Source organism: Acidovorax sp. SUPP2825, assembly GCF_030158995.1.
Classification (GTDB): domain Bacteria; phylum Pseudomonadota; class Gammaproteobacteria; order Burkholderiales; family Burkholderiaceae_C; genus Paracidovorax.
In genome coordinates this window covers 234,809-253,807 of the sequence record NZ_BQXK01000005.1, presented here as the reverse complement: position 1 = coordinate 253,807, position 18,999 = coordinate 234,809, and the positions used below count along the sequence as shown (strand labels likewise).

Below are 18,999 nucleotides of genomic sequence, written 5' to 3'. Positions count from 1 at the left end.
GGCGGGTTGGGCAGCCCGGTGCGTTGGCCGGGTGCGCATTCATTCAGTGTCGCACGCAGGTGGCGGCACAGCCATCGGCCCTGTGCGCGGCCCGCCCCGCGATCGGCGATACCGGCGAAGTCACAGTGCTTTGCGGCGGCATTGCGGGCGGTGCGGGATGGCTCCGCGAAGCACCACGATCATTTGCTGAACGGTTACGTCCTGCAACCAACCCATACAGCAACGCTCGGGGAATCAAGCCATTTCTTCGCCATAATCCGCCCCGTTCACGCAAGCCTCCGCGTGACTGAAAAACAAAGGGAGTCAGGGTCAATGGTCGATCTTCTGAAGGCGCCGCAGGAAGCCCTGCGGTCCGTGCTCGGGCGCCAGAACGCGCCGCAATATGCCACCCGCCTGTTCCAGTTGCGGGACATTCCATCGGTGATGCGCTCGCGCTTGGGGTGGCCGGTGGCGGCGGCGTTGATGGAGCGGTGGTTTAACGGTGCGGCGTACCAGATGACCCCGCAAGTCAAAGGCAGCGTGGCAGGTCAGCGTTTGAGTTATTTGCCCTCGACGCAGCTTGACGAGAATACCGTCTCCATGGCGTGGGCTTTAGGCTTTGCGCGTGTGCAGGCTGCAATGGCCCGTTTGCAAGCGAAATGGGCGAGCCCGGCAGGAATCGCGCAATTGAAAGACCGTGTGAAACAGGAGAGTCGTGGACGCAGTCACCAATGCTGGCTTTTTGGCAACTTGGCCCAGCCCGCCAAAATACTCGAAGACACCTGTCAGGTGAATTACCTGGCTTTCGGCCAGTGGAGCGATCCCATGGATGACTTCTATGGTGCTATGGGCGAAGCGCAGATCAACGTGGCAGCGTCTGGAATGGTGACCCCTCAAGGCATGGGCAGAGCGACCATCGAAATCAATGAACTGGGCTTTTATCTGCGCGATGCCTACGATTTCAACGATGGCCAATCGTTCATTTCACAACCGCTGGGCTGCTGGGGCTTCAATGGCGTGGAATGTGGCGTTCGTACCCAGTGGGGCGTGCCGCTCGGAGAAGTGCTGGTGGACGAATCCCCTGCTGCCGTTCAGGGCTACAAGTACGTCGTTCAAAACAAGGACTTTCGCGATTGGCGGGCCAAGCACCAAAGGGGAGGCGACTTCATGGTGTTGTCGGATGTGCGCAGGGTGCGGCTGCCATTCCCGCAAAAAATTTCATGGTGACTGGAATGCCAATGGCTTGGAAATATCGAAAAAAATGGCTCTGGCTTTTGATCGTTCCGTTGGGTTGCGGTCTTTGGTACGGCTCCCAACCCAAACTGTTCCACAGTGCGATCAGCCCACGCAACGTCTATCGTTTGGAATACTACGAAGCCTCGTTACTGCAAAGCCTCATTCACCCTAATTTCAAGATGCCGTCATTCGTGCGTCTGTATCGGATCGCACCCGAAACGCTGCTCGGGGAAAGCGATGTAGTGGACCTCTGGATCAACGGCCAGTTGTATTGGTACCTCAACCCGCCCATGAACAAGGTGCGTGTAGGGCGCGACGTGGTGTTCGAGAACATTCCGCCGGAGTGCGTTGACTGTCCGCCGCTGACCGATGCCGAAATCATGCCCTGAGAAGAAAAAATACCGGGCTCTTCTAAAACGGGCTGCTCTCGCGATTGCCTTGATCGTCGGGGGCTGGTACTTCGCTACTCCAACCTACGATCGAAGTCACTACAGCCCCCGCCGTGTGTACCGGTTGGACTACTACGAAGCCTCCTGGCTTCAACGTTTAACGCACATGGACATGCGTTATCCCCACGTGATTCGGCTTTATCGCGTAGAGCCGAGGACACTGTTGGGCACCAGCGATGTAGTGGACCTCTGGATCAACGGCCAGTTGTATTGGTACCTCAACCCGCCCATGAACAAGGTGCGTGTAGGGCGCGACGTGGTGTTCGAGAACATTCCGCCGGAGTGTGCTGACTGTCCACCGCTGACCGATGCCGAAATCATGCCTTGACGCATTGCAGCACCGGTGCCTTCATCCCACACGGCCTGCGCTCAACCGTTCTCCGACTCTGCTCAGTTCACCACCTTGACGTCGGCTGGAATCGATTGGTTCCATTGGAGCGATGGCGGCTCGCCAGTGCCGTTCCGATTGCCGCGCAAGAGCGTGTCGCGCATCGCGCTGGCGTTCTGCAGGCGCAGCGCTGGGACAACATTGTGCTCGACCAGCGAATTGCCGATCGAATCCCAGAGCTCGATCGAGCCCTTTGCCTGGTCCACGAAAGTATTTCGTCGAACGATGTTGGTCTGCGTGATGCGGTCCGTGTACCAGACGTCGTTGCCCACGCCGGCCGGATTGCCGCCGTGCACTTCCAGAACGCCTGCGTACCGGATGGTGTTACCCAGGATCTGGTGGTGCCAGCCGGGAATCATCCCTCGGCCCATTTCGTAGATGCCGGTGGACTGGACCAGGGCACTATCGGCCCCGCCGGCCACGCCGAGGCGGTTGTTCGCCTGCACCACGTCGGCCGAGGGATAGAAGCTGCTCTGCCCTCCGTTCACGTGATAGTCGTTGTTGACGAACAGCATGCGGCCGAGCGTGCTCACCACGCTGATGACCGAGGTGCCGTCGGGATCCACCGTCCAGGGTTTGTCGAGCACCAATGTGCGGTTGTCGGGTGCTCGGAGCACATACCGCATCTGCCCGGCACCCTGCCCCGACAGGACCATCGCGGAAAAGCCGGGCGCCGAGTTCGGATCTCTCAGGTCGCCGTCCAGCGTGAGCGTCGTGCCCGAAGCGGCGACGGCATGGCCGAAGAAGATGCCGTTGCCTTCATCGAGCGTGAGCCCCCAGACCGAGTTCGAAGGGGGCCGGTCCGTTTCGCTCCGGTTGCGGGCGTAGTAGACGTCGGACGACGGCGCTGCGAAAGACCGCTCTGCCGCGCCCCTCGGCGCCTCCAGCGCCATTTGCCGGAAGGTGTTGTTCGTGATGACGGCGTTCTGCGCGAAGTGGTTGAAGCGCACCGCCTCGTGGTACCACGTGAACGTGTTGTCCGTCACGGTGACGGCAAACACGTTGCCGTTGAACTGCACCGGGTAGCCCGCACGGATGTCGTTGCCACGCACCAGCACATTGGACATCTTGGCGGCGAAGATGCCGTTGGCATCGTTGGGCTTGCCATCGCCCAGGTCGATCTTCACGTTGACGACGTAGGGGGTCGAGACGCTGTCGGCAAGCGCCATGTGGTTGAACCGGATCGCATCGCCCTGGGTCATCAGCGGAGCGATGATCGACAGGCCCTCGACGCCGTACACGGCTTCGCCATAGTCGTAGTTGAAGCCGCCCTGGCTCAGTGCCAGGCCCTTTCCTGCCAGCAGGGGGCCGTCCGTGGCCGCGGGAAAATACAGTTCCGTGACACCCATGCCCTGGCCTTTCACGCGCACATGGTTCGGAATGCGCAATCCGAACCCTTGCGCATAGAGGCTGGACAGCGTGTAGCGGCCAGCCTGCAGCGCGATGGTGCCGCCTGCGGCGGCACACGCGAAAGCGTCGGTGAAGCTTGTGTCATCCGGCTGGCCGTTTCCCCGGGGAGGCGGCACGGTGCATTCGTCCAGGGGCCAATCGACGCGCCGGGCGATCTGGATGGCATCGACCCCGGCAGGCCCCTGGGAACGGTCCGGGCCCGCACCGAAGCCGGAAAAGCGCTTCCATGCACCGGGGCCACCCCACCCGTTGTGGAAGTACAGCCGATACGCGCCGGGCTCGACCCAGGCCGGCACGTTGAAGCTGGCGGTGAACGCGGCTTCCGCAGGCTCGACAGGCTCGGCCTGCAAGGTCGCCACCAAGCGATCGTCCTTCACCAGCGCAATGACGGGCGTATTGCCGGAGGACGACAGGCCTCCCAGCGCCGTGCCGAACACGCTCAGCCGGCCTCCAGGGCTCGCCGCCGCGCCCATGTCCCCCTGCACGAACCAGACATCGGGGGCATTCACCTGAGCGATCGGGCCTGTCGTTCCATTGGCGAGGATGCGGTATTCGTAGACCCCCGCGCCCTGGTTTGGCGGCACGAACTTCACCGATTGGGCCGTGGCCTGCAGCGGCACGATGTCGACCCAGGCACCGCCGCTGCTCTGTTCACCGGCCAGTGGATTGCCAAGTGGCAGGTCGTCCAGGCGCCGGGCCTGGACCGTGGCGCCCGGCGCGGCGTTGGCGGCGCTCACCACCACGGTGTCGTCGGGGGCCACCGGCTGCGAGGCCCAAAGGCCGACGGGGCGAGTTTCGCTGGCCGCTACCGTGGCCTTTGCGCTGGAAGCCGTGGCGATGGCAGACGCGCCGGATCGGACGGATGCGGCCCCTGCCGCCGAGGTCTGCGACCACCCGGTTTCGCACACGATCAACAAGGTGGCAGCACAGGCCGCCCCCACGGCAGTACGTGGCATCGATCGCGTCATGGGTCTTTTTCCTGAAGCTGCCGGTTTGGCGGATCGATGCTAGCGAGACCCAGGCACCGCCGGGAAAGTGTTGTGTATCCATCGGTTGCCCCCAAGAAAAACGGCACCCGAAGGTGCCGTCGTTCTCAATCGTGAGAGGGTACCCAGCCCGAGGGTCAGTCCTCGACGAAGGCTTCCTCGCGCTTGTTCTTCACGGCCGGCAGCAGCACGATGATGAGCAGCAGCACGGCGGCAGCCAGCAGGCCGGCGGAGATGGGGCGCGTCACGAACACGCTCCAGTCGCCACGCGACAGCAGCAGGGCGCGGCGCAGGTTTTCTTCCATCATCGGGCCCAGGATGAACCCGAGCAGCAGCGGCGCGGGTTCGGTGCCCAGCTTGTGGAACAGGTAGCCGATGAAGCCGAAGATACCGACCAGCCACACGTCGAACGTGTTGTTGTTCGTGCCGTACACGCCCACCGCGCAGAACAGCACGATGGAGGGGAACAGCCAACGGTAAGGCACGGTCAACAGCTTGATCCACAGGCCGATCAGCGGCAGGTTCAGGATGATCAGCATCGCGTTGCCGAGCCACATCGAGGCGATCAGGCCCCAGAAGAGTTCGGGGTTGCTCGTCATCACCTGGGGGCCAGGCTGGATGTTGTGGATCGTCATGGCACCCACCATCAGCGCCATCACGGCGTTGGGCGGAATGCCCAGCGTCAGCAGCGGGATGAAGGAGGTCTGCGCGCCGGCGTTGTTGGCCGACTCGGGGGCCGCCACACCGCGGATGTTGCCCTTGCCGAAAGGAACTTCGCCGGGTTGCAGCTTGGTCTTCTTTTCGATGGTGTAGGCCGCGAAGGCCGCCAGCAGCGCGCCGCCGCCGGGCAGGATGCCCAGGGCCGAGCCGAGCGCCGTGCCGCGCAGCACGGCGGGGATCATGCGCTTGAAGTCTTCCTTGGTCGGCATGAGGCCGTGCACCTTGGCGGTGAACACCTCGCGGTCGTCTTCGGGCTTGGACAGGTTGGCGATGATTTCGCCGTAGCCGAACACGCCCATGGCGATCACGACGAAGTTGATGCCGTCGGTCAGTTCAGGGATGTCGAAGCTGTAGCGGGCGACGCCCGAGTTCACGTCGGTGCCCACCAGGCCCAGCAGCAGGCCCAGCACGATCATGGCGACCGCCTTGAGCAGCGAGCCCGAGGCCAGCACCACGGCGCCGATCAGGCCCAGCACCATCAGCGAGAAGTATTCGGCGGGGCCGAACTTGAAGGCGACTTCGGTCAGCGGCGGCGCGAAGGCGGCCAGGATCAGCGTGCCCACGCAGCCGGCGAAGAACGAGCCCAGCCCGGCGGCTGCCAGCGCGGGACCCGCCCGGCCCTTGCGCGCCATCTGGTAGCCGTCGATCACGGTCACCACCGAGGACGATTCGCCCGGCAGGTTCACCAGGATGGCGGTGGTCGATCCGCCGTATTGCGCGCCGTAGTAGATGCCGGCCAGCATGATCAGCGCGGCCACCGGGGGCAGCGCATACGTGGCGGGCAGCAGCATGGCGATGGTGGCCACGGGCCCGATGCCAGGCAGCACGCCGATCAGCGTGCCCAGCAGGCAGCCGATGAAGCAGTAGATGAGGTTCTGAAACGTGAAGGCGACGCCGAAGCCGGTCGCCAGGTTGTCAAACAATTCCATGGTTTTCGATGCTCCTGCTCAACCCGAAATGAAACTGGGCCACACAGGGAACTGCAGCTTCAGCGCCCACACGAAAGCCACGTAGCTGCCCACCGCCAGGACCGTGGCGAGGATGAACACCTCCTTGGCACTGAAGGTGTCGCCGGCCAGGCTGGCGATGAACACCAGCGCGTAGATCGCGACGATCAGGCCCATGGCCGGCACGCCGAACGAGGGCAAGCCCGCCAGCAGCACGCCGAACGCGAAGTTCGAGGCCAGGATGAAGAACAGCTGCTTCCACGCCCACTTGCCGACCTTGTCGCCATCCACGCTCTCCACCACCGTGGCGTAGAACGTGATCGCCACGCCGAGGATGGCGAGGATGATGCCGAGAATCAGGGGGAAGTAGCCGGGGCCCATGCGGGCGCCGTTGCCGATGTTGTAGTTGGAGGCACCGACCGCGAAGGCCACGCCCACACCCATGAACATGAGGCCCGAAAAGAAATCTTTCTGGCTCTTGATTTTCACGAAAACGTCTCCTTACAAGAACTTGACGGGCGATTGTGCAGTCCGGTCCACTCGGGATCGATGTGGATTCCACCTATCCAGCGCCTAGGGAAAACCGCAGGGTGGCGCCCCGGAAAAAGCCGCACCGGCGCGCTACGGCAGAGCGTCCGCAGGCGGTGGATGAAGGGCCCGGCAAGGCTCGGACAAAGCGCGCGCAGCCGGCCCCGGGGGCCGCGCGCGGCGGCGCGGTCTACTCCATCGGCGGCGTGGCCGCGATCACTTCTTCCAGCGTGGTGATGCCTTCGGCCACGCGCAGCGCGCCGGCCAGGCGCAGCGGGCGCATGCCGTCCTGTACGGCCTGGCGGCGCAGCACGTCGATGGAGGGCGCCTGGTTGATGCGGTCCTTGAGCGCCTCGCTCACGGTGAGCAGTTCGTACAGGCCCATGCGGCCATGGAAGCCCGTCATGCGGCAGTCCACGCAGCCCACGGGTTTGTAGGGCTGGTAGCCGCCGTTGAGCTTCCACGGCTTGACCACAGCGGCCAGCGCCTCGGCCGAGGCCGCCTCGTCCTTTTGCTTGCACTGCTTGCACAGCGTGCGCACCAGCCGCTGCGCCAGGATGCCCAGCAGCGTGGCGTTGATGAGGTAGGGCGGCACGCCCAGTTCCATGAGCCGCGTGACGGCGCTGGGCGCATCGTTGGTGTGCAGCGTGCTGAACACCAGGTGGCCGGTGAGCGCGGCCTGCACGGCCATGTCGGCGGTGGCGAGGTCGCGGATCTCGCCCACCATGATGATGTCCGGGTCCTGCCGCATCAGCGCGCGCAGGCCTTCGGCGAAGTTGAAGTCGAGCTGCGGCTGCACCTGGGTCTGGTTGAAGCTGGGCTCGATCATTTCGATCGGGTCTTCCACCGTGCTCACGTTGACCTCTTCGGTCGCCACGCGCTTGAGCGTGGAGTACAGCGTGGTGGTCTTGCCCGAGCCCGTGGGCCCGGTCACCAGGATGATGCCGTGCGGGCGCTTGACCAGCGCCTCCCAGCGCGTGGCGTCGTGCTGCGCGAAGCCCAGCGCGTCCAGGTCCTTGACGGCGTTGTCGGGGTCGAAGATGCGCATCACCATCTTCTCGCCGAAGGCCGTGGGCAGCGTGGACAGGCGCATTTCCACCTCGTCGCCGCGCGGGTTGCGGGTCTTGATGCGGCCGTCCTGAGGGCGGCGCTTTTCCACCACGTCCATGCGCCCGAGCAGCTTCACGCGCGAGACCATCGCGTTGAGCACGCCCATGGGCATCTGGTAGACCGGGTGCAGCACGCCGTCGATGCGAAAGCGGATCACGCCCTGCTCGCGGCGCGGCTCCAGGTGGATGTCGCTCGCGCGCTGGTCGAAGGCGTACTGCCACAGCCAGTCCACCACCTTGACCACGCCCTGGTCGTTGGCATCGAGCTGCTTGTTGCTCTTGCCCAGTTCCACCAATTGCTCGAAGCTGCTGCCCGCCGAGGCCCCACCGGCCTTCTGCGCGGCGCGCACCGACTTGGCCAGCGCGAAGAACTCGGCGGTGAAGCGCTGGATGTCCTGCGGGTTGGCGACCACGCGGCGCACCGAGCGGCGCGCCTGGCGCTCCACCTCGGCCACCCAGTCGTCGATGAAGGGTTCGGCCGTGGCGATCACCACCTCCTTGGGCGTGACCTGCACGGGCAGCACCTTGTGGCGCTCGGCGTAGCTGGCGCTCATGGTGTCGGCCACGCGGCCCACGTCCACCTTGAGCGGATCGATGCGCAGGTAGGCCAGGCCGCTGCGCTGCGCCAGGTACTGCGTGAGCGCCTCGGCATCGAGCGGGCGGCCGTCGCTCGCGCGGGCCATCGCCACGTTGGCCAGGCGCACGAGCGGGTGCTGGCGGCTTTCGGCCTGCGAGCAGCGAGCGATGGTGCGGGCGGCCTCCTCGGCCGAGATCACGCCGTCGGCCCGCAGCCAGTCCACCAGCCGGCGCCACTCCAGGGGCCCGGTATAGGCAGGGGGCTTCGTCGGGGTGTCGGTTGGGGTGGCGGTGCTCATGGGCGGGCCTCATTCAAAGGAGAGGAAGGGCGAGCGCAGCGGTGCGGCGGCAGCAGCAGCACGCACCACGGTGGAAGGCCGAAGCGGCCCGCGTCATGCTGCCACCGGCTTGAAAACGCGCGCCCACTTGGTGGCCGGCAGGTCCCAGCGGGCCTGCACGGCCTCGGCGCGCGCGAGCAGGTCGGCGCGCTTGGGCCGCGTGGGCGTGCGCTGCGCCAGCACCACGGTGTTGCCTTCGCGCGTGGGCTTGAAGGCCCACAGCGCGTCGGCGCCGAAGGCCTCGGCCATCTTGCCCAGGCTGCGCTCGTAGCTGGAGGCGCGGCCGAACAGGTTGACGGTCATGGCGCCGTCCTCGGACAGCAGCGCGCGGCAGTCGGCATAGAAGGCGGCGCTGTCGAGCACGGGCGCGGCGGCGTCGTGGTCGTACAGGTCCACCTGCAGGGCATCGACCGTGCCCAGCCACATCGGGTCGCGGATCTCCGCGGCGGCATCGCCCAGGATCACGCGCAGCTTGGGGCCGTCGGGCGGCAGCTTGAACCAGGCGCGGCACACGGCCAGCACCTGGGGGTTGAGCTCGATGGCGGTGGCGCACATGCGCAGCTTCTTGTGGCAGAACTTGGTGAGGGCACCGGCGCCCAGGCCCAGCTGCATCGCATGGCGCTTGGTGACGCTGGCGGGCTCGACGAAGAGCAGCCAGGCCATCATGCGCTGCACGTATTCCAGCTCGAGCCCGAACGGCTCGGCCACGCGCATGGAGCCCTGGATCCACGGCGTGCCCAGGTGCAGGTGGCGCACCTCGCCATCGTCGGAGACGCTCACTTCGGGCAGGGCTTCGCTGTCGTTTTTCTTGCGGGTCAAATCGTCACACCAATCCATAAGTGCCCAGGGCGGCAGCCCAGGCGTTCAGTTTCTTGTCAAAGCTCCACGAGGCGTTGGCCGGGCTGGTGGAAGGCAGCCGCAGGGACTGCACGCCGCCCTCCAGCAGCGCGGGCGGCAGCCCCAGGTGGGCGCGCACGGCCTTGGCGTGCCGGAAGCTCTCCCCGCCATTGTGGGCGATGGCGGCCAGGCGGGGGCACTGCGCCAGCAGCGCCCGGAAATCGTTCACCACGGCGTTGCGGATGTCGGTGTCCAGGCTGCCCTCGCGCTCGCAGGCGGCGTACACGTCCCACAGGCCCAGGCCCCGGTCCAGCAGCCAGGCGCAGCGCCCGGCGTAGTCGTCCCGCCCCGGCAGCACGGGCTGCGGCCACAGTGCCTGCAGGATGCGCCAGAAGTGGTTCTGCGGGTGCCCGTAATACTGCCCCGCGCGCAGCGAGGCCGCGCCGGGAAAGCTGCCGAGCACCAGCACCACGGTACGCGGCGAGACGACCGGCGCCAGCCCGACAAGACGCGGGGCCGCCGCCGGCACCGGACCGGAAGGCGGGGGGAACCAGGGCTCAGGCGGATCGGAGGCGGAATCCATGGCGGCCATCATCGGGGGGCATTGGGGAGAAAAAGAGGGGAACGGGGAATCGGCGGGCCCCGCGGTGTCGCGAGACCGGGCCGGGGCGCACGGCGAAGCAGCAGATTACTATCAATATCATAGCAACATGCCCTAGTACCAATTGCACTGGCGGCCCAAAAGGCTCAGATCGCCAGCAGCGCCCCCAGCCGCGGCAGCGCAGCGCAGGCGTTGGCCCGCGTGGCCTGTGCCAGCTCCGCCACCGGCATGCCGCGCAGCCTGGCCACCACCTCGGCGATGCGGGGCAGCTCGCCCGGCGCATTGCGCGCGGGCGGTGCGCCGTCGGCCCGCTGGGCGGCGGTCACATAGAGCCAATGCGGGGGAATGTCGGGGGCATCGGTCTCCAGCACCAGCGATTCGAGCGGCAGTTCCGCCGCCAGCCGGCGCAGCTGCAGCGCGCGGTCGAAGGTGACCGCCCCGCCGAAACCGAGCTTGAAGCCCATGGCGATGAACGCCTGGGCCTGCTGCAGGCTGCCGTTGAAGGCATGGGCGATGCCGCCGCGCACCGGCCGCTCGCGCAGGCCCTTGAGCACCTTGTCCGACGAACGCCGCACGTGCAGGATCACCGGCAGGTCGAAGCGCTGGGCCAGCTGCAACTGCGCCCGGTAAAAGCGCTCCTGCCGCGGGCCGTCCAGCGTGGGCACGAAGTAGTCCAGGCCGATCTCGCCGATGGCGACCAGGCGCGGGTCGGCGTGGTGGGCCTGCAGCGCCCCGGCCAGCGTATCCACGTCGCCATCGCCCGCGCGGCCGGTGAACAGCGGGTGGATGCCGAGCGCGTAGCTGTCGCCATGCTGGTGCGCCAGGCGGCGCACGGCGTCCAGGTTGCCCAGTTCCACCGCCGGCAGCACGCAGTGCATGACACCGGCGCGCGCGGCCTCGGCGCGGACCTGGGCCAGGTGCGCGGGCCCGGCATGCGCCTCGAACTCGTCCAGATGGCAGTGGGTGTCGATCCAGGTGTGCATGCGCAGATGATGCCCGAGGCGGCAGGCCCTGCGGGCGCCATGGCCCGCGCCGATACGCCCTGTCACATGCGCGGCGGGCTTTTCCGTGCTACCGTGAACGCTCCGCCGCCGCCCGCCCGTGGCGCGCCCGCTTCCAGAGGTGTCAGCATGCCCAGGCCACCCCGCTACAGCAGCTCCCGCTCCGACCGCCGCAGCGCCCCCGAGGCGGCACCGCACCCGGCCGCACCGCGTGGCCCGGCCGGCGCCGCACCACGCCCCGGCGCCGGGCGCTCGGCCGAAGCGGCGCAGGCGCCCGAGGCCCTTTCCGCCACGGCCGCCCCCACCGGGGATCGCCCCGTGCGCGCGGCCCCACGCCTGCACCAGCGCGCCCTGTGGGCCGCCATCGCCCTGCTGTCGGTGCTGCTGGCCGCCAGCGTCTGGATGGGCCAGCGCCCGTCCGCCCCGCCCCTCACGCAAAAGGACATCGACGCCGCCGTGCTGCGCACGCTGGAGACCCAGCCCCTGCCCGCGGCCACGGCGCGCGCGGTGCAGACCATCGCGCCCTCGGTGGTGCGGGTGGTGGGCTACGCCCGCACCAAGAAGGGCAAGGAGGTCGAGCGCGGCATCGGCACCGGCGTGGTGATCCTGGACAAGGGCGTCGTCCTCACCAACCTGCACGTGGTGCAGGGCACCACGCGCGTGCAGATCACGTTCTCCGACGGCATGGAGGCCGGCGCCAGCGTCACCGGCGTGCAGCCCGAGAACGACCTGGCGGTGCTGCAGGCCCACAAGATTCCCGACGACCTGGTGGCCGCCCCGCTGCGCTCCACGCAGAACCTGCGCCCGGGCGACCCGGTGGTGGCGGTGGGCTTTCCGTTCGGCATCGGGCCTTCGGCCTCGGCCGGCGTGGTGTCGGGGCTGGAGCGCGAGTTCGATTCGCCCGAGGGCAAGCGCGAGCTGCAGCACCTGATCCAGTTCGACGCCGCGGCCAACCCGGGCAACTCCGGCGGGCCGCTGGTCACGCTCGACGGCGAGGTCGTCGGCATCGTCACCGCCATCCTGAACCCCACGCCCGCGCGCACCTTCATCGGCATCGGCTTCGCCGTGCCCATCGAGAACGCGGCGGCCGCCGTCGGCATGCCTCCGTTTTGACTATGAACACCCCCCTGAGCGGCTGCGCCGCTTCCCCCCGCTCTCGCAGCGCTGCGCACTGCGGGCAGGGGGACGACGCCAGCGCGGCGGGGCGGCCCTTGCGCGGCGTCTGCTGGCGCGGCCTGCTCCGCGGCCTTCGGAAGGGACAGCGCCCGCCAGTGCATGGGCCTTTGCACTTGCCGCCTCCTCGATAACGCATCAAAAAGGACAGCCATGGAACACGCCACACCGCACACCGCCACGCTGATGGAGCAGATCCTCTACGAGGTCAAGCGCGTCGTGGTCGGGCAGGACCGCTTCCTGGAGCGCGTGATGGTGGCCATGCTGTCGCAGGGCCACTTGCTGGTCGAGGGCGTGCCCGGCCTGGCCAAGACGCTCACCGTCAAGACCCTGGCCAGCACCGTGCAGGGCCAGTTCAAGCGCATCCAGTTCACGCCCGACCTGGTGCCTGCCGACCTGGTGGGCACACGCATGTACAACCAGCGCACGGGCGAGTTCAGCACCACGCGCGGCCCCGTGTTCACCAATCTGCTGCTGGCCGACGAGATCAACCGCGCGCCCGCCAAGGTGCAGAGCGCGCTGCTGGAGGTGATGCAGGAGCGCCAGGTGACCATCGCGGGCGAGACGCACCGCGTGCCCGAGCCCTTTCTGGTGATGGCCACGCAGAACCCCATCGAGACCGAGGGCACCTACGCGCTGCCCGAGGCGCAGGTGGACCGCTTCATGATGAAGGTGCTCGTGGGCTACCCGAGCGAAGAGGAAGAGTTCGTGATCGCCCAGCGCGCGCTCGCACCCGCCGTGCAGGTGGCCGCCGTGGCCACCACCGGCCAGCTCGCCGCGCTGCAGGCCGAGTGCCGCACGGTCTACGTGGACCCGTCGCTGCTGCAGTACGCCGTGCGCCTGGTGGCCGCCACACGCGCGCCGGCCCAGTACGGCCTGCCCGGCCTGGCCCCGCGCATCGCCTGCGGCGCCAGCCCCCGCGCCACCATCCACCTGGCCGAGGGCGCGCGGGCCCTGGCCATGCTGCGCGGGCGCGCCTACGTGCTGCCCCAGGACATGGCCGACCTCGCGCCCGACGTGCTGCGCCACCGCATCACGCTGTCGTACGAGGCGCTGTCGGACGGGCTGGACGCCGACGCCCTCGTCGGCCAGCTCATGGCCCACCTGCCCGCGCCGCCCCGGCCCCTGCACCACGACGCCCAGGACGGGGCCCGCCATGAGCCGCAGCGCGCCTGACGCCGCCCCGCCGGCCGCAAGCGCAGCGGCGCTGCCCGGCCAGGCCGAGCGGCTGCTGCGCCAGCTCGAGTGGACGGTGATCCGCCGGCTCGACGGCCTGCTGCAGGGCGACTACCGCACGCTGCTGCGCGGCGGCGGGCTGGACCTGGCCGACCTGCGCGAATACCAGCCGCACGATGACGTGCGCCACATCGACTGGAACGTGACCGCGCGGCTCGCCGTGCCGCACGTGCGCGTGTTCTCCGAAGACCGCGAGATGGCCGCGTGGTTTTTGCTGGACCTGAGCCCGTCGCTGGACTTCGGCCCGCCGGGGCAGGCCAAGCGCGACATCCTGGCCGGCTTCGTGGCCGTGCTGGCGCGCCTGCTCACGCGCCACGGCAACCGCGTGGGCGCCATGCTGTACGGAGCGGGTGCCGCCTCCCCTGCGCCCGCCGGTGCCGCGCGGGCTCCGGGCGTGGACGCCATCCTGCCGCCGCGCGCCAGCCGCGCCCATGTGCTGCACCTGCTGCACCGCCTGCTGCAGGTGCCTGGGCCCGCTGCGGCGCCGCCCGGCGCCACCGACCTGTCGCACCTGCTGGGCACGGCCCTGGGCACCGTGCGGCGGCGCTCGGCGGTGTTCGTGGTGTCGGACTTCATCACCGCGCCCGGCTGGGAAAAGCCGCTGGCCCAGCTCGCGCAGCGCCACGACGTCGTCGCCGTGCGCCTGCTCGACCCGCTGGAACTGGAACTGCCCGACGTGGGCCTGGTCACCCTGCGCGACCCCGAGACCGGCGACCAGCTGCAGGTGGACACGCGCGACAAGGCCTTTCGCCACCGCTTCGCCCGCCTGGCCGCGCAGCGCGAGGCCGCCCTGCGCGAATCGCTCGCGCGCGCCGGGGCCGACACGCTGGAGCTGGCCACCGGCGACGACCTGCTGGACGCCCTGGTGCGCTTCATGGAGCTGCGCGGCCGCCAGCCGGCCAAGCCCGCCTACCGCGCCCCGGCCTCCCCCACCGTCGCGGGCGCTGCCGCCCGGGCCGCGTAGACAGAACAAGTAGGAGCCGCTGCACCATGGTCTTTCTCTGGCCCACGTTCCTCTGGCTGCTGATCGCGCTGCCGGTGCTGGTGCTGCTCTACGTGTGGCTGCTGCGCCGGCGCCGGGCCACCGCCCTGCACTACCCCAGCCTTGCGCTGGTGCGCGAGGCCCTGGGCGCGCGCACGACCTGGCGGCGCCATGTGCCGCCCGCCCTGTTCCTGCTGGGGCTGGCCGCGCTGCTGCTGGCCACGGCACGCCCACTGGCCATCATCACCCTGCCCTCGCAGCAGCAGACCATCATGCTGGCCATGGACGTCTCGGGCAGCATGCGCGCCGCCGACGTGCTGCCCGACCGCATCACCGCCGCGCAGAACGCCGCCAAGGCCTTCATCGCCGACCTGCCGCGCCACGTGCGGGTGGGGGTGGTGGCGTTCGCCGGCAGCGCCCAGCTGGCGCAACTGCCCACGCAAAATCATGAAGACCTGGTGAAAGCCATCGACAGCTTCCAGCTGCAGCGCGGCACGGCGACGGGCAACGGCATCCTGCTGTCGCTGGCCACGCTGTTCCCCGATTCGGGCATCGACATCGCCGCCCTGGGCGGGCGGCAGGCCATGCGCTCGCAGCCCATCGACGAGGTGGGCCGGGCGCAGGGCCGGAAGCCTTTCACGCCCGTGGCGCCGGGCTCCTACACCTCGGCCGCCATCATCATGCTGACCGACGGCCAGCGCACCACGGGCGTGGACCCGCTCGAGGCCGCCCAGTGGGCCGCCGACCGCGGCGTGCGCGTGTACACCGTGGGCGTGGGCACGGTGGCCGGCGAGACGATCGGCTTCGAAGGCTGGTCCATGCGCGTGCGCCTGGACGAGGACACGCTCAAGGCCGTGGCCCTGCGCACCAACGCCGAATACTTCCATGCCGCCACGGCGGCCGACCTGCAGAAGGTGTACGAGACACTCAGCTCGCGCCTCACGGTGGAGAAAAAGGAAACCGAGGTGTCCGCCCTGTTCGCGCTGGCCGGCGCGGTGTTCATGCTGCTGGCGGCCGCGCTGTCGGTGTGGTGGTACGGGCGGGTCATGTAGAAGGCGTCTGCTTTTGAGGGCAGGCCTGCCCGTTGAACGCACTGATGTGCCGATTAAAAGCATCGAGCTTCCACTTCGCGCTGACAAACGAATCTTCGCGTTTTTCCTCGGTGCAGATCACGCCTCTCGCAAAATAGACTGTTGCAGTCAACGATCAGGAGACGCGTCATGGGCTTGTGCTTTTCGACATCGGGCAGTGGTTCCAACCGGCATGGACCCAACATGGATTCGAGGACCCAGCATTTGCCTGCCGCGACTGGTCGCAGTGCCCAGGCGCGCACAACAGGCCAAGGCGGCAGCCATTTGAGTGGATTGAGTCCCTATCGACAGGGCACCTCCAACGCAGAAACTTCCGCTTTTCAAAGGCAACGCACGGCGGTACTGTCTTCCGCGCAGCGCCTGAGCCCATCCGAAGCAAAAGCTGCAGTGACCGATGTCCTGAATTTCGTGCGGGACACTTACTACCGACCGAACCTGAAGTCCGGCAATAAGGTCAATGGAAACGGCGGGCCGGAAGAACAGGCCCGGCAGGAACAAGCCACGCTGGAGGTCGAACGCATGCGTGCCAAGCCTGATCCACTTCAGGCTGCCAAGCAAGGGAAGGCCCATCAGTGCCAGGAATTGGCGCTTCTGGCAGCGCATCACCTTGAAGAACGTGGATTGGCTGCGCAGATTCTTGAACTCGGGGGCGATGACCAAAGTGTTGCCCATGACGTTGCCGTCATCGGTCGCGCATCGAACCCCTTGGCTGCAGACATGAGGACATGGCCTGCAGACGTGTACGTATGCGATCCATGGAGCAACATCGCATGCAGCGCAAGGGACTACCCCGCAGAATTCACCCGCAAGATGAAGAAGTGGGAGGATGACGGCAAGTTCGTTGGCTATGCACCCGCAGGCTTTGTCTTACCGACCGATCCGCGCTGGATGAACGACGTGCTGCACGGAGAAAAGGTGGTGGGCCAATGAGCTGTCTCGTACGAACTCCGGGGAAAGCGGCTTTGGCTAAGAAGCGCCTGCGAAGCCGGTAGGCAGACCGATCTCATGAATGGAGTCGGCGACCATACCTTCCGCAGCCCTCCAGCACAATCAGTACTAGGGCATTACGCTATCAATTAAATAGCAAACCCCTTCACGCCGGGTTGTCGATCTCGATGAACCGGTGGGCGATGCCCAGTTGCGCGGCCACCCGTTCGGCCACGGCGGGGGCGCCGTAGCGCTCGGTGGCGTGGTGCCCCGCCGCGATGAAGGCCACGCCCGTCTCGCGCGCCAGGTGGGCCTGCGGCTCGGAGATCTCGCCGGTGACGAAGGCGTCGGCCCCGGCGGCAATCGCCCCCTCGAAATAGCCCTGCGCCCCGCCCGTGCACCAGGCCAGCCGCCGGATCGGGCGCGGCTCGGGCGCCACCAGCGTCACGGCGCGACCGAGCACGCTCTCCACATGGCGGGCCAGGGCATGCGCATCGGCGAACTCCGCGGGACCGGCGAAGCCCAGGTCCTGCTCGCCGAAGCGCGCATCGGCGGCCACGCCAAGCATGCGGCCCAGCTGCGCGTTGTTGCCCAGCTCGGCGTGCGCATCCAGCGGCAGGTGGTAAGCGAACAGGTTGATGTCGTGGACCAGCAGGCGCTGCAGCCGCTGCTTCATCCAGCCCGTCACGCGGCCGTCCTGCCCGCGCCAGAACAGGCCGTGGTGCACGAAGATCGCATCGGCCCCGTCCTCGATGGCCGCATCGATCAACGCCCGGCTGGCCGTCACGCCGCTCACGATGCGCGCGATGCGCTCCTTGCCCTCCACCTGCAGCCCATTGGGGCCGTAGTCCTTGAAACGCTCGGGCTGCAGCAGGGTGTCGAACGCGCGCTGCAGGTCGTGCCGGGAAACCCCGGGGGTGGAGTCGTGCGTGAAAGAAGGTACAAAAGAGGCCGTCATGCGGGCCATTGTGGCAGGGCGCGCGCCAGGCCGGCACAGTGCCGCACCGCAGACCGAAGCACGCAACACCGACGCACAGACCGCCAACCAGGCGGCGCCACGACAGGGAGGGAAACACCACCAGCACCGACACTTTCCGGGCCCCCGGAAGCCGTGCGCACGCATGCACCCATGCACGCGCGCTGCCGCCCCGCACGCCCGCACCGCCCCATTCCGCAGCCCCCCACCCATCCCTCCATTCCCCCACGCCAAGCCATGCCCTCCGCACAGCCCGCCTCCACCGTCTCGCCGATCAAGCTCCACCTCGTCTCCCAGGACGCCTCCCAGGCCGATTTCCGGATCACCGGCCAGGGCACCGCCTCCGTGCGCCTGCCCGCCGATTCGGGCACCCGCTCGCTCACCATCGCCCTGCGGCCGGCAAAGCCCGGCAAGCACCCGGCCGGCGCCTGCGGCCTGACGGTGGATGCGGCCTGCGCCGTGCTCTGGGTCGAAAAGAACGGAGAGCGCTTCGAGCTCGCCCGCAGCACCGCCCCGAAAGCCCTGCTGCAGCCCTCGGCGAACCAGTCGTACTGGCTCAGCCTGGACAGCAACAACCGGCGCCTGCGCTACGGCAAGGGCGAAATGCTGCTGCATCTGATGCAGCTTGAATACGCCTTCCCGGAAACCTCCGACCCGCTCGGCCTCGGTGCGCTCGCGCCCACGCTGCGGCACGTCGAGGTGCGGGGCGCGGGCGACCACCCCCACCTGCTGCTGCGGCCGATCCCGGTCAATCTGGACCCCGCCCCGCGCGTCATCCGCCCGGAAGAAATCACGCTGGACCTCATCGCGGAGAACACCGTCAGCGTGGCGCAGAACCTGCCCAAGGAATGCCAATTGCTCTACGCCAACGTGGCGGGGCCGAACATCCGCCTGGAAACACCGGACTTCCCGGAGTTCGCGCAGGCCATCCAGTATTCGATCGTCACGCCGGGCAAGATGTGCTTCGAGAAACTCAAGAAGAAGGCGGGCGGCGAAGGCGGCTTCAGCTACCTGCGCATCACGCTGGACGGCAACCTGGGCGACTCGCCAGGCCAGCCCTACGTGCTGGAGGTCTGGCCAGCGGGCAGCCATTCGCCCATCCACGACCACGGGCAGGCCAACGCGATCATCAAGGTGCTGCACGGCCAGATCCTGATCGAGTGGTTCGGCACCCTCAGCCCGCAGGACGAAACCTCCTGGGGCCACATGCTCGCGCACGCGGGCGACGTGACCTTCCTCACGCCGCAGTACTACCAGATCCACCGGCTGAGCAACCCGTCACCCCGGCCCGGCGGCGACTTCTGCGCCACCATCCAGTGCTACCGCTATGCGAACAAGGACCGCCAGCACTACGAGTTCTTCGACTACATCGACGACAAGGAGCAGCGCATCGAGCACTTCAAGCCCGATTCCGACTGGACGTACCGCGAGTTCAAGCAGCTGATCCAGAAGGAATGGGCCGATGCGATGCACAGCCCGTCGACCTCGGCCTGAGGGCGCGGTGCGGCG

Annotated in this window: 17 protein-coding genes; 9 read left to right on the top strand and 8 right to left on the bottom strand. The window is 67.8% G+C overall.

Going from position 1 to position 18,999, the window contains the following annotated elements; all coding sequences use genetic code 11:
- Nucleotides 1–312: 312 nt before the first annotated feature.
- From AVAK2825_RS08960 to AVAK2825_RS08950, 3 genes are read left to right on the top strand one after another with little or no spacing between them, the layout of a single operon-like run.
- On the top strand, nt 313–1,206 hold the full coding sequence (locus AVAK2825_RS08960) for a DUF6402 family protein (RefSeq protein ID WP_284396843.1): 894 nt from the start codon (nt 313–315) through the stop codon (nt 1,204–1,206).
- An 11-nt stretch (nt 1,207–1,217) separates the two neighbouring features.
- Nucleotides 1,218–1,604: a hypothetical protein gene (locus AVAK2825_RS08955; protein WP_284396840.1), complete on the top strand. Its 387-nt coding sequence runs from the start codon at nt 1,218–1,220 to the stop codon at nt 1,602–1,604.
- The gene (locus AVAK2825_RS08950; RefSeq protein ID WP_284396838.1) at nt 1,585–1,992 is read left to right on the top strand and encodes a hypothetical protein; all 408 of its coding nucleotides are present in this window, start codon (nt 1,585–1,587) and stop codon (nt 1,990–1,992) included. The genes AVAK2825_RS08955 and AVAK2825_RS08950 overlap by 20 nt, the downstream gene beginning before the upstream one ends.
- A 62-nt stretch (nt 1,993–2,054) precedes the next feature.
- Here the strand turns inward: AVAK2825_RS08950 and AVAK2825_RS08945 are convergent, their stop codons facing one another.
- The 7 genes from AVAK2825_RS08945 to AVAK2825_RS08915 form a co-directional block, all read right to left on the bottom strand.
- On the bottom strand, nt 2,055–4,430 hold the full coding sequence (locus AVAK2825_RS08945) for a hypothetical protein (protein ID WP_284396836.1): 2,376 nt from the start codon (nt 4,428–4,430) through the stop codon (nt 2,055–2,057).
- A 155-nt stretch (nt 4,431–4,585) separates the two neighbouring features.
- On the bottom strand, nt 4,586–6,097 hold the full coding sequence (locus AVAK2825_RS08940) for a tripartite tricarboxylate transporter permease (RefSeq protein WP_284396834.1): 1,512 nt from the start codon (nt 6,095–6,097) through the stop codon (nt 4,586–4,588).
- Between the two features lie 18 nt (nt 6,098–6,115).
- Complete coding sequence (locus AVAK2825_RS08935; RefSeq protein ID WP_284396831.1) at nt 6,116–6,604, bottom strand: tripartite tricarboxylate transporter TctB family protein; 489 nt, start codon at nt 6,602–6,604, stop codon at nt 6,116–6,118.
- A 229-nt stretch (nt 6,605–6,833) separates the two neighbouring features.
- Nucleotides 6,834–8,627, bottom strand: coding sequence for a type IV pilus assembly ATPase TfpB (gene tfpB, locus AVAK2825_RS08930; RefSeq protein ID WP_284396828.1), 1,794 nt, complete (start codon nt 8,625–8,627; stop codon nt 6,834–6,836).
- A gap of 93 nt (nt 8,628–8,720) precedes the next feature.
- Entirely contained in the window at nt 8,721–9,503 is a 783-nt protein-coding gene (locus tag AVAK2825_RS08925) for a class I SAM-dependent methyltransferase (protein WP_502870513.1), read from the bottom strand.
- Nucleotides 9,490–10,086, bottom strand: coding sequence for a DNA-deoxyinosine glycosylase (locus AVAK2825_RS08920; protein WP_284396825.1), 597 nt, complete (start codon nt 10,084–10,086; stop codon nt 9,490–9,492). Before AVAK2825_RS08920 ends, AVAK2825_RS08925 begins: the two co-directional genes overlap by 14 nt.
- Before the next feature lie 164 nt (nt 10,087–10,250).
- A complete protein-coding gene (locus AVAK2825_RS08915; protein WP_284396820.1) occupies nt 10,251–11,087 on the bottom strand; it encodes a TatD family hydrolase in 837 nt (278 codons plus the stop codon).
- Between the two features lie 147 nt (nt 11,088–11,234).
- On the opposite strand from AVAK2825_RS08915, the gene AVAK2825_RS08910 reads away from it, so the two are divergent.
- The 5 genes from AVAK2825_RS08910 to AVAK2825_RS08890 all read left to right on the top strand — a co-directional run bounded on the left by AVAK2825_RS08910 (nt 11,235) and on the right by AVAK2825_RS08890 (nt 16,517).
- Complete coding sequence (locus AVAK2825_RS08910; RefSeq protein ID WP_284396817.1) at nt 11,235–12,218, top strand: S1C family serine protease; 984 nt, start codon at nt 11,235–11,237, stop codon at nt 12,216–12,218.
- Between the two features lie 213 nt (nt 12,219–12,431).
- Nucleotides 12,432–13,454, top strand: a complete 1,023-nt coding sequence (locus AVAK2825_RS08905; RefSeq protein ID WP_284396814.1) for an AAA family ATPase — start codon at nt 12,432–12,434, stop codon at nt 13,452–13,454.
- Nucleotides 13,435–14,478, top strand: a complete 1,044-nt coding sequence (locus tag AVAK2825_RS08900) for a DUF58 domain-containing protein (RefSeq protein WP_284396811.1) — start codon at nt 13,435–13,437, stop codon at nt 14,476–14,478. The genes AVAK2825_RS08905 and AVAK2825_RS08900 overlap by 20 nt, the downstream gene beginning before the upstream one ends.
- Nucleotides 14,479–14,504: 26 nt before the next feature.
- Nucleotides 14,505–15,548: a VWA domain-containing protein gene (locus AVAK2825_RS08895; RefSeq protein WP_284396808.1), complete on the top strand. Its 1,044-nt coding sequence runs from the start codon at nt 14,505–14,507 to the stop codon at nt 15,546–15,548.
- 222 nt (nt 15,549–15,770) lie between these two features.
- A complete protein-coding gene (locus AVAK2825_RS08890) occupies nt 15,771–16,517 on the top strand; it encodes a hypothetical protein (RefSeq protein WP_284396805.1) in 747 nt (248 codons plus the stop codon).
- Between the two features lie 163 nt (nt 16,518–16,680).
- On the opposite strand, the gene AVAK2825_RS08885 is transcribed toward AVAK2825_RS08890, so the two are convergent.
- On the bottom strand, nt 16,681–17,472 hold the full coding sequence (locus AVAK2825_RS08885; RefSeq protein ID WP_284396802.1) for a Nif3-like dinuclear metal center hexameric protein: 792 nt from the start codon (nt 17,470–17,472) through the stop codon (nt 16,681–16,683).
- Between the two features lie 255 nt (nt 17,473–17,727).
- Here AVAK2825_RS08885 and AVAK2825_RS08880 point away from each other — a divergent pair, with 255 nt between their 5' ends.
- The gene (locus AVAK2825_RS08880; protein WP_284396799.1) at nt 17,728–18,984 is read left to right on the top strand and encodes a cysteine dioxygenase; all 1,257 of its coding nucleotides are present in this window, start codon (nt 17,728–17,730) and stop codon (nt 18,982–18,984) included.
- The last annotated feature ends 15 nt before the right edge of the window (nt 18,985–18,999 follow it).

Bases quoted from the DNA above. Each gene is read 5' to 3' on its own strand.
- AVAK2825_RS08960 (WP_284396843.1), top strand. From the start codon at position 313: ATGGTCGATCTTCTGAAGGCGCCGCAGGAAGCCCTGCGGTCCGTGCTC.
- AVAK2825_RS08955 (WP_284396840.1), top strand. From the start codon at position 1,218: ATGGCTTGGAAATATCGAAAAAAATGGCTCTGGCTTTTGATCGTTCCG.
- AVAK2825_RS08950 (WP_284396838.1), top strand. From the start codon at position 1,585: ATGCCGAAATCATGCCCTGAGAAGAAAAAATACCGGGCTCTTCTAAAA.
- AVAK2825_RS08945 (WP_284396836.1), bottom strand. From the start codon at position 4,430: ATGACGCGATCGATGCCACGTACTGCCGTGGGGGCGGCCTGTGCTGCC.
- AVAK2825_RS08940 (WP_284396834.1), bottom strand. From the start codon at position 6,097: ATGGAATTGTTTGACAACCTGGCGACCGGCTTCGGCGTCGCCTTCACG.
- tfpB (WP_284396828.1), bottom strand. From the start codon at position 8,627: ATGAGCACCGCCACCCCAACCGACACCCCGACGAAGCCCCCTGCCTAT.
- AVAK2825_RS08925 (WP_502870513.1), bottom strand. From the start codon at position 9,503: ATGGATTGGTGTGACGATTTGACCCGCAAGAAAAACGACAGCGAAGCC.
- AVAK2825_RS08920 (WP_284396825.1), bottom strand. From the start codon at position 10,086: ATGGATTCCGCCTCCGATCCGCCTGAGCCCTGGTTCCCCCCGCCTTCC.
- AVAK2825_RS08915 (WP_284396820.1), bottom strand. From the start codon at position 11,087: ATGCACACCTGGATCGACACCCACTGCCATCTGGACGAGTTCGAGGCG.
- AVAK2825_RS08910 (WP_284396817.1), top strand. From the start codon at position 11,235: ATGCCCAGGCCACCCCGCTACAGCAGCTCCCGCTCCGACCGCCGCAGC.
- AVAK2825_RS08905 (WP_284396814.1), top strand. From the start codon at position 12,432: ATGGAACACGCCACACCGCACACCGCCACGCTGATGGAGCAGATCCTC.
- AVAK2825_RS08900 (WP_284396811.1), top strand. From the start codon at position 13,435: ATGAGCCGCAGCGCGCCTGACGCCGCCCCGCCGGCCGCAAGCGCAGCG.
- AVAK2825_RS08895 (WP_284396808.1), top strand. From the start codon at position 14,505: ATGGTCTTTCTCTGGCCCACGTTCCTCTGGCTGCTGATCGCGCTGCCG.
- AVAK2825_RS08890 (WP_284396805.1), top strand. From the start codon at position 15,771: ATGGATTCGAGGACCCAGCATTTGCCTGCCGCGACTGGTCGCAGTGCC.
- AVAK2825_RS08885 (WP_284396802.1), bottom strand. From the start codon at position 17,472: ATGACGGCCTCTTTTGTACCTTCTTTCACGCACGACTCCACCCCCGGG.
- AVAK2825_RS08880 (WP_284396799.1), top strand. From the start codon at position 17,728: ATGCCCTCCGCACAGCCCGCCTCCACCGTCTCGCCGATCAAGCTCCAC.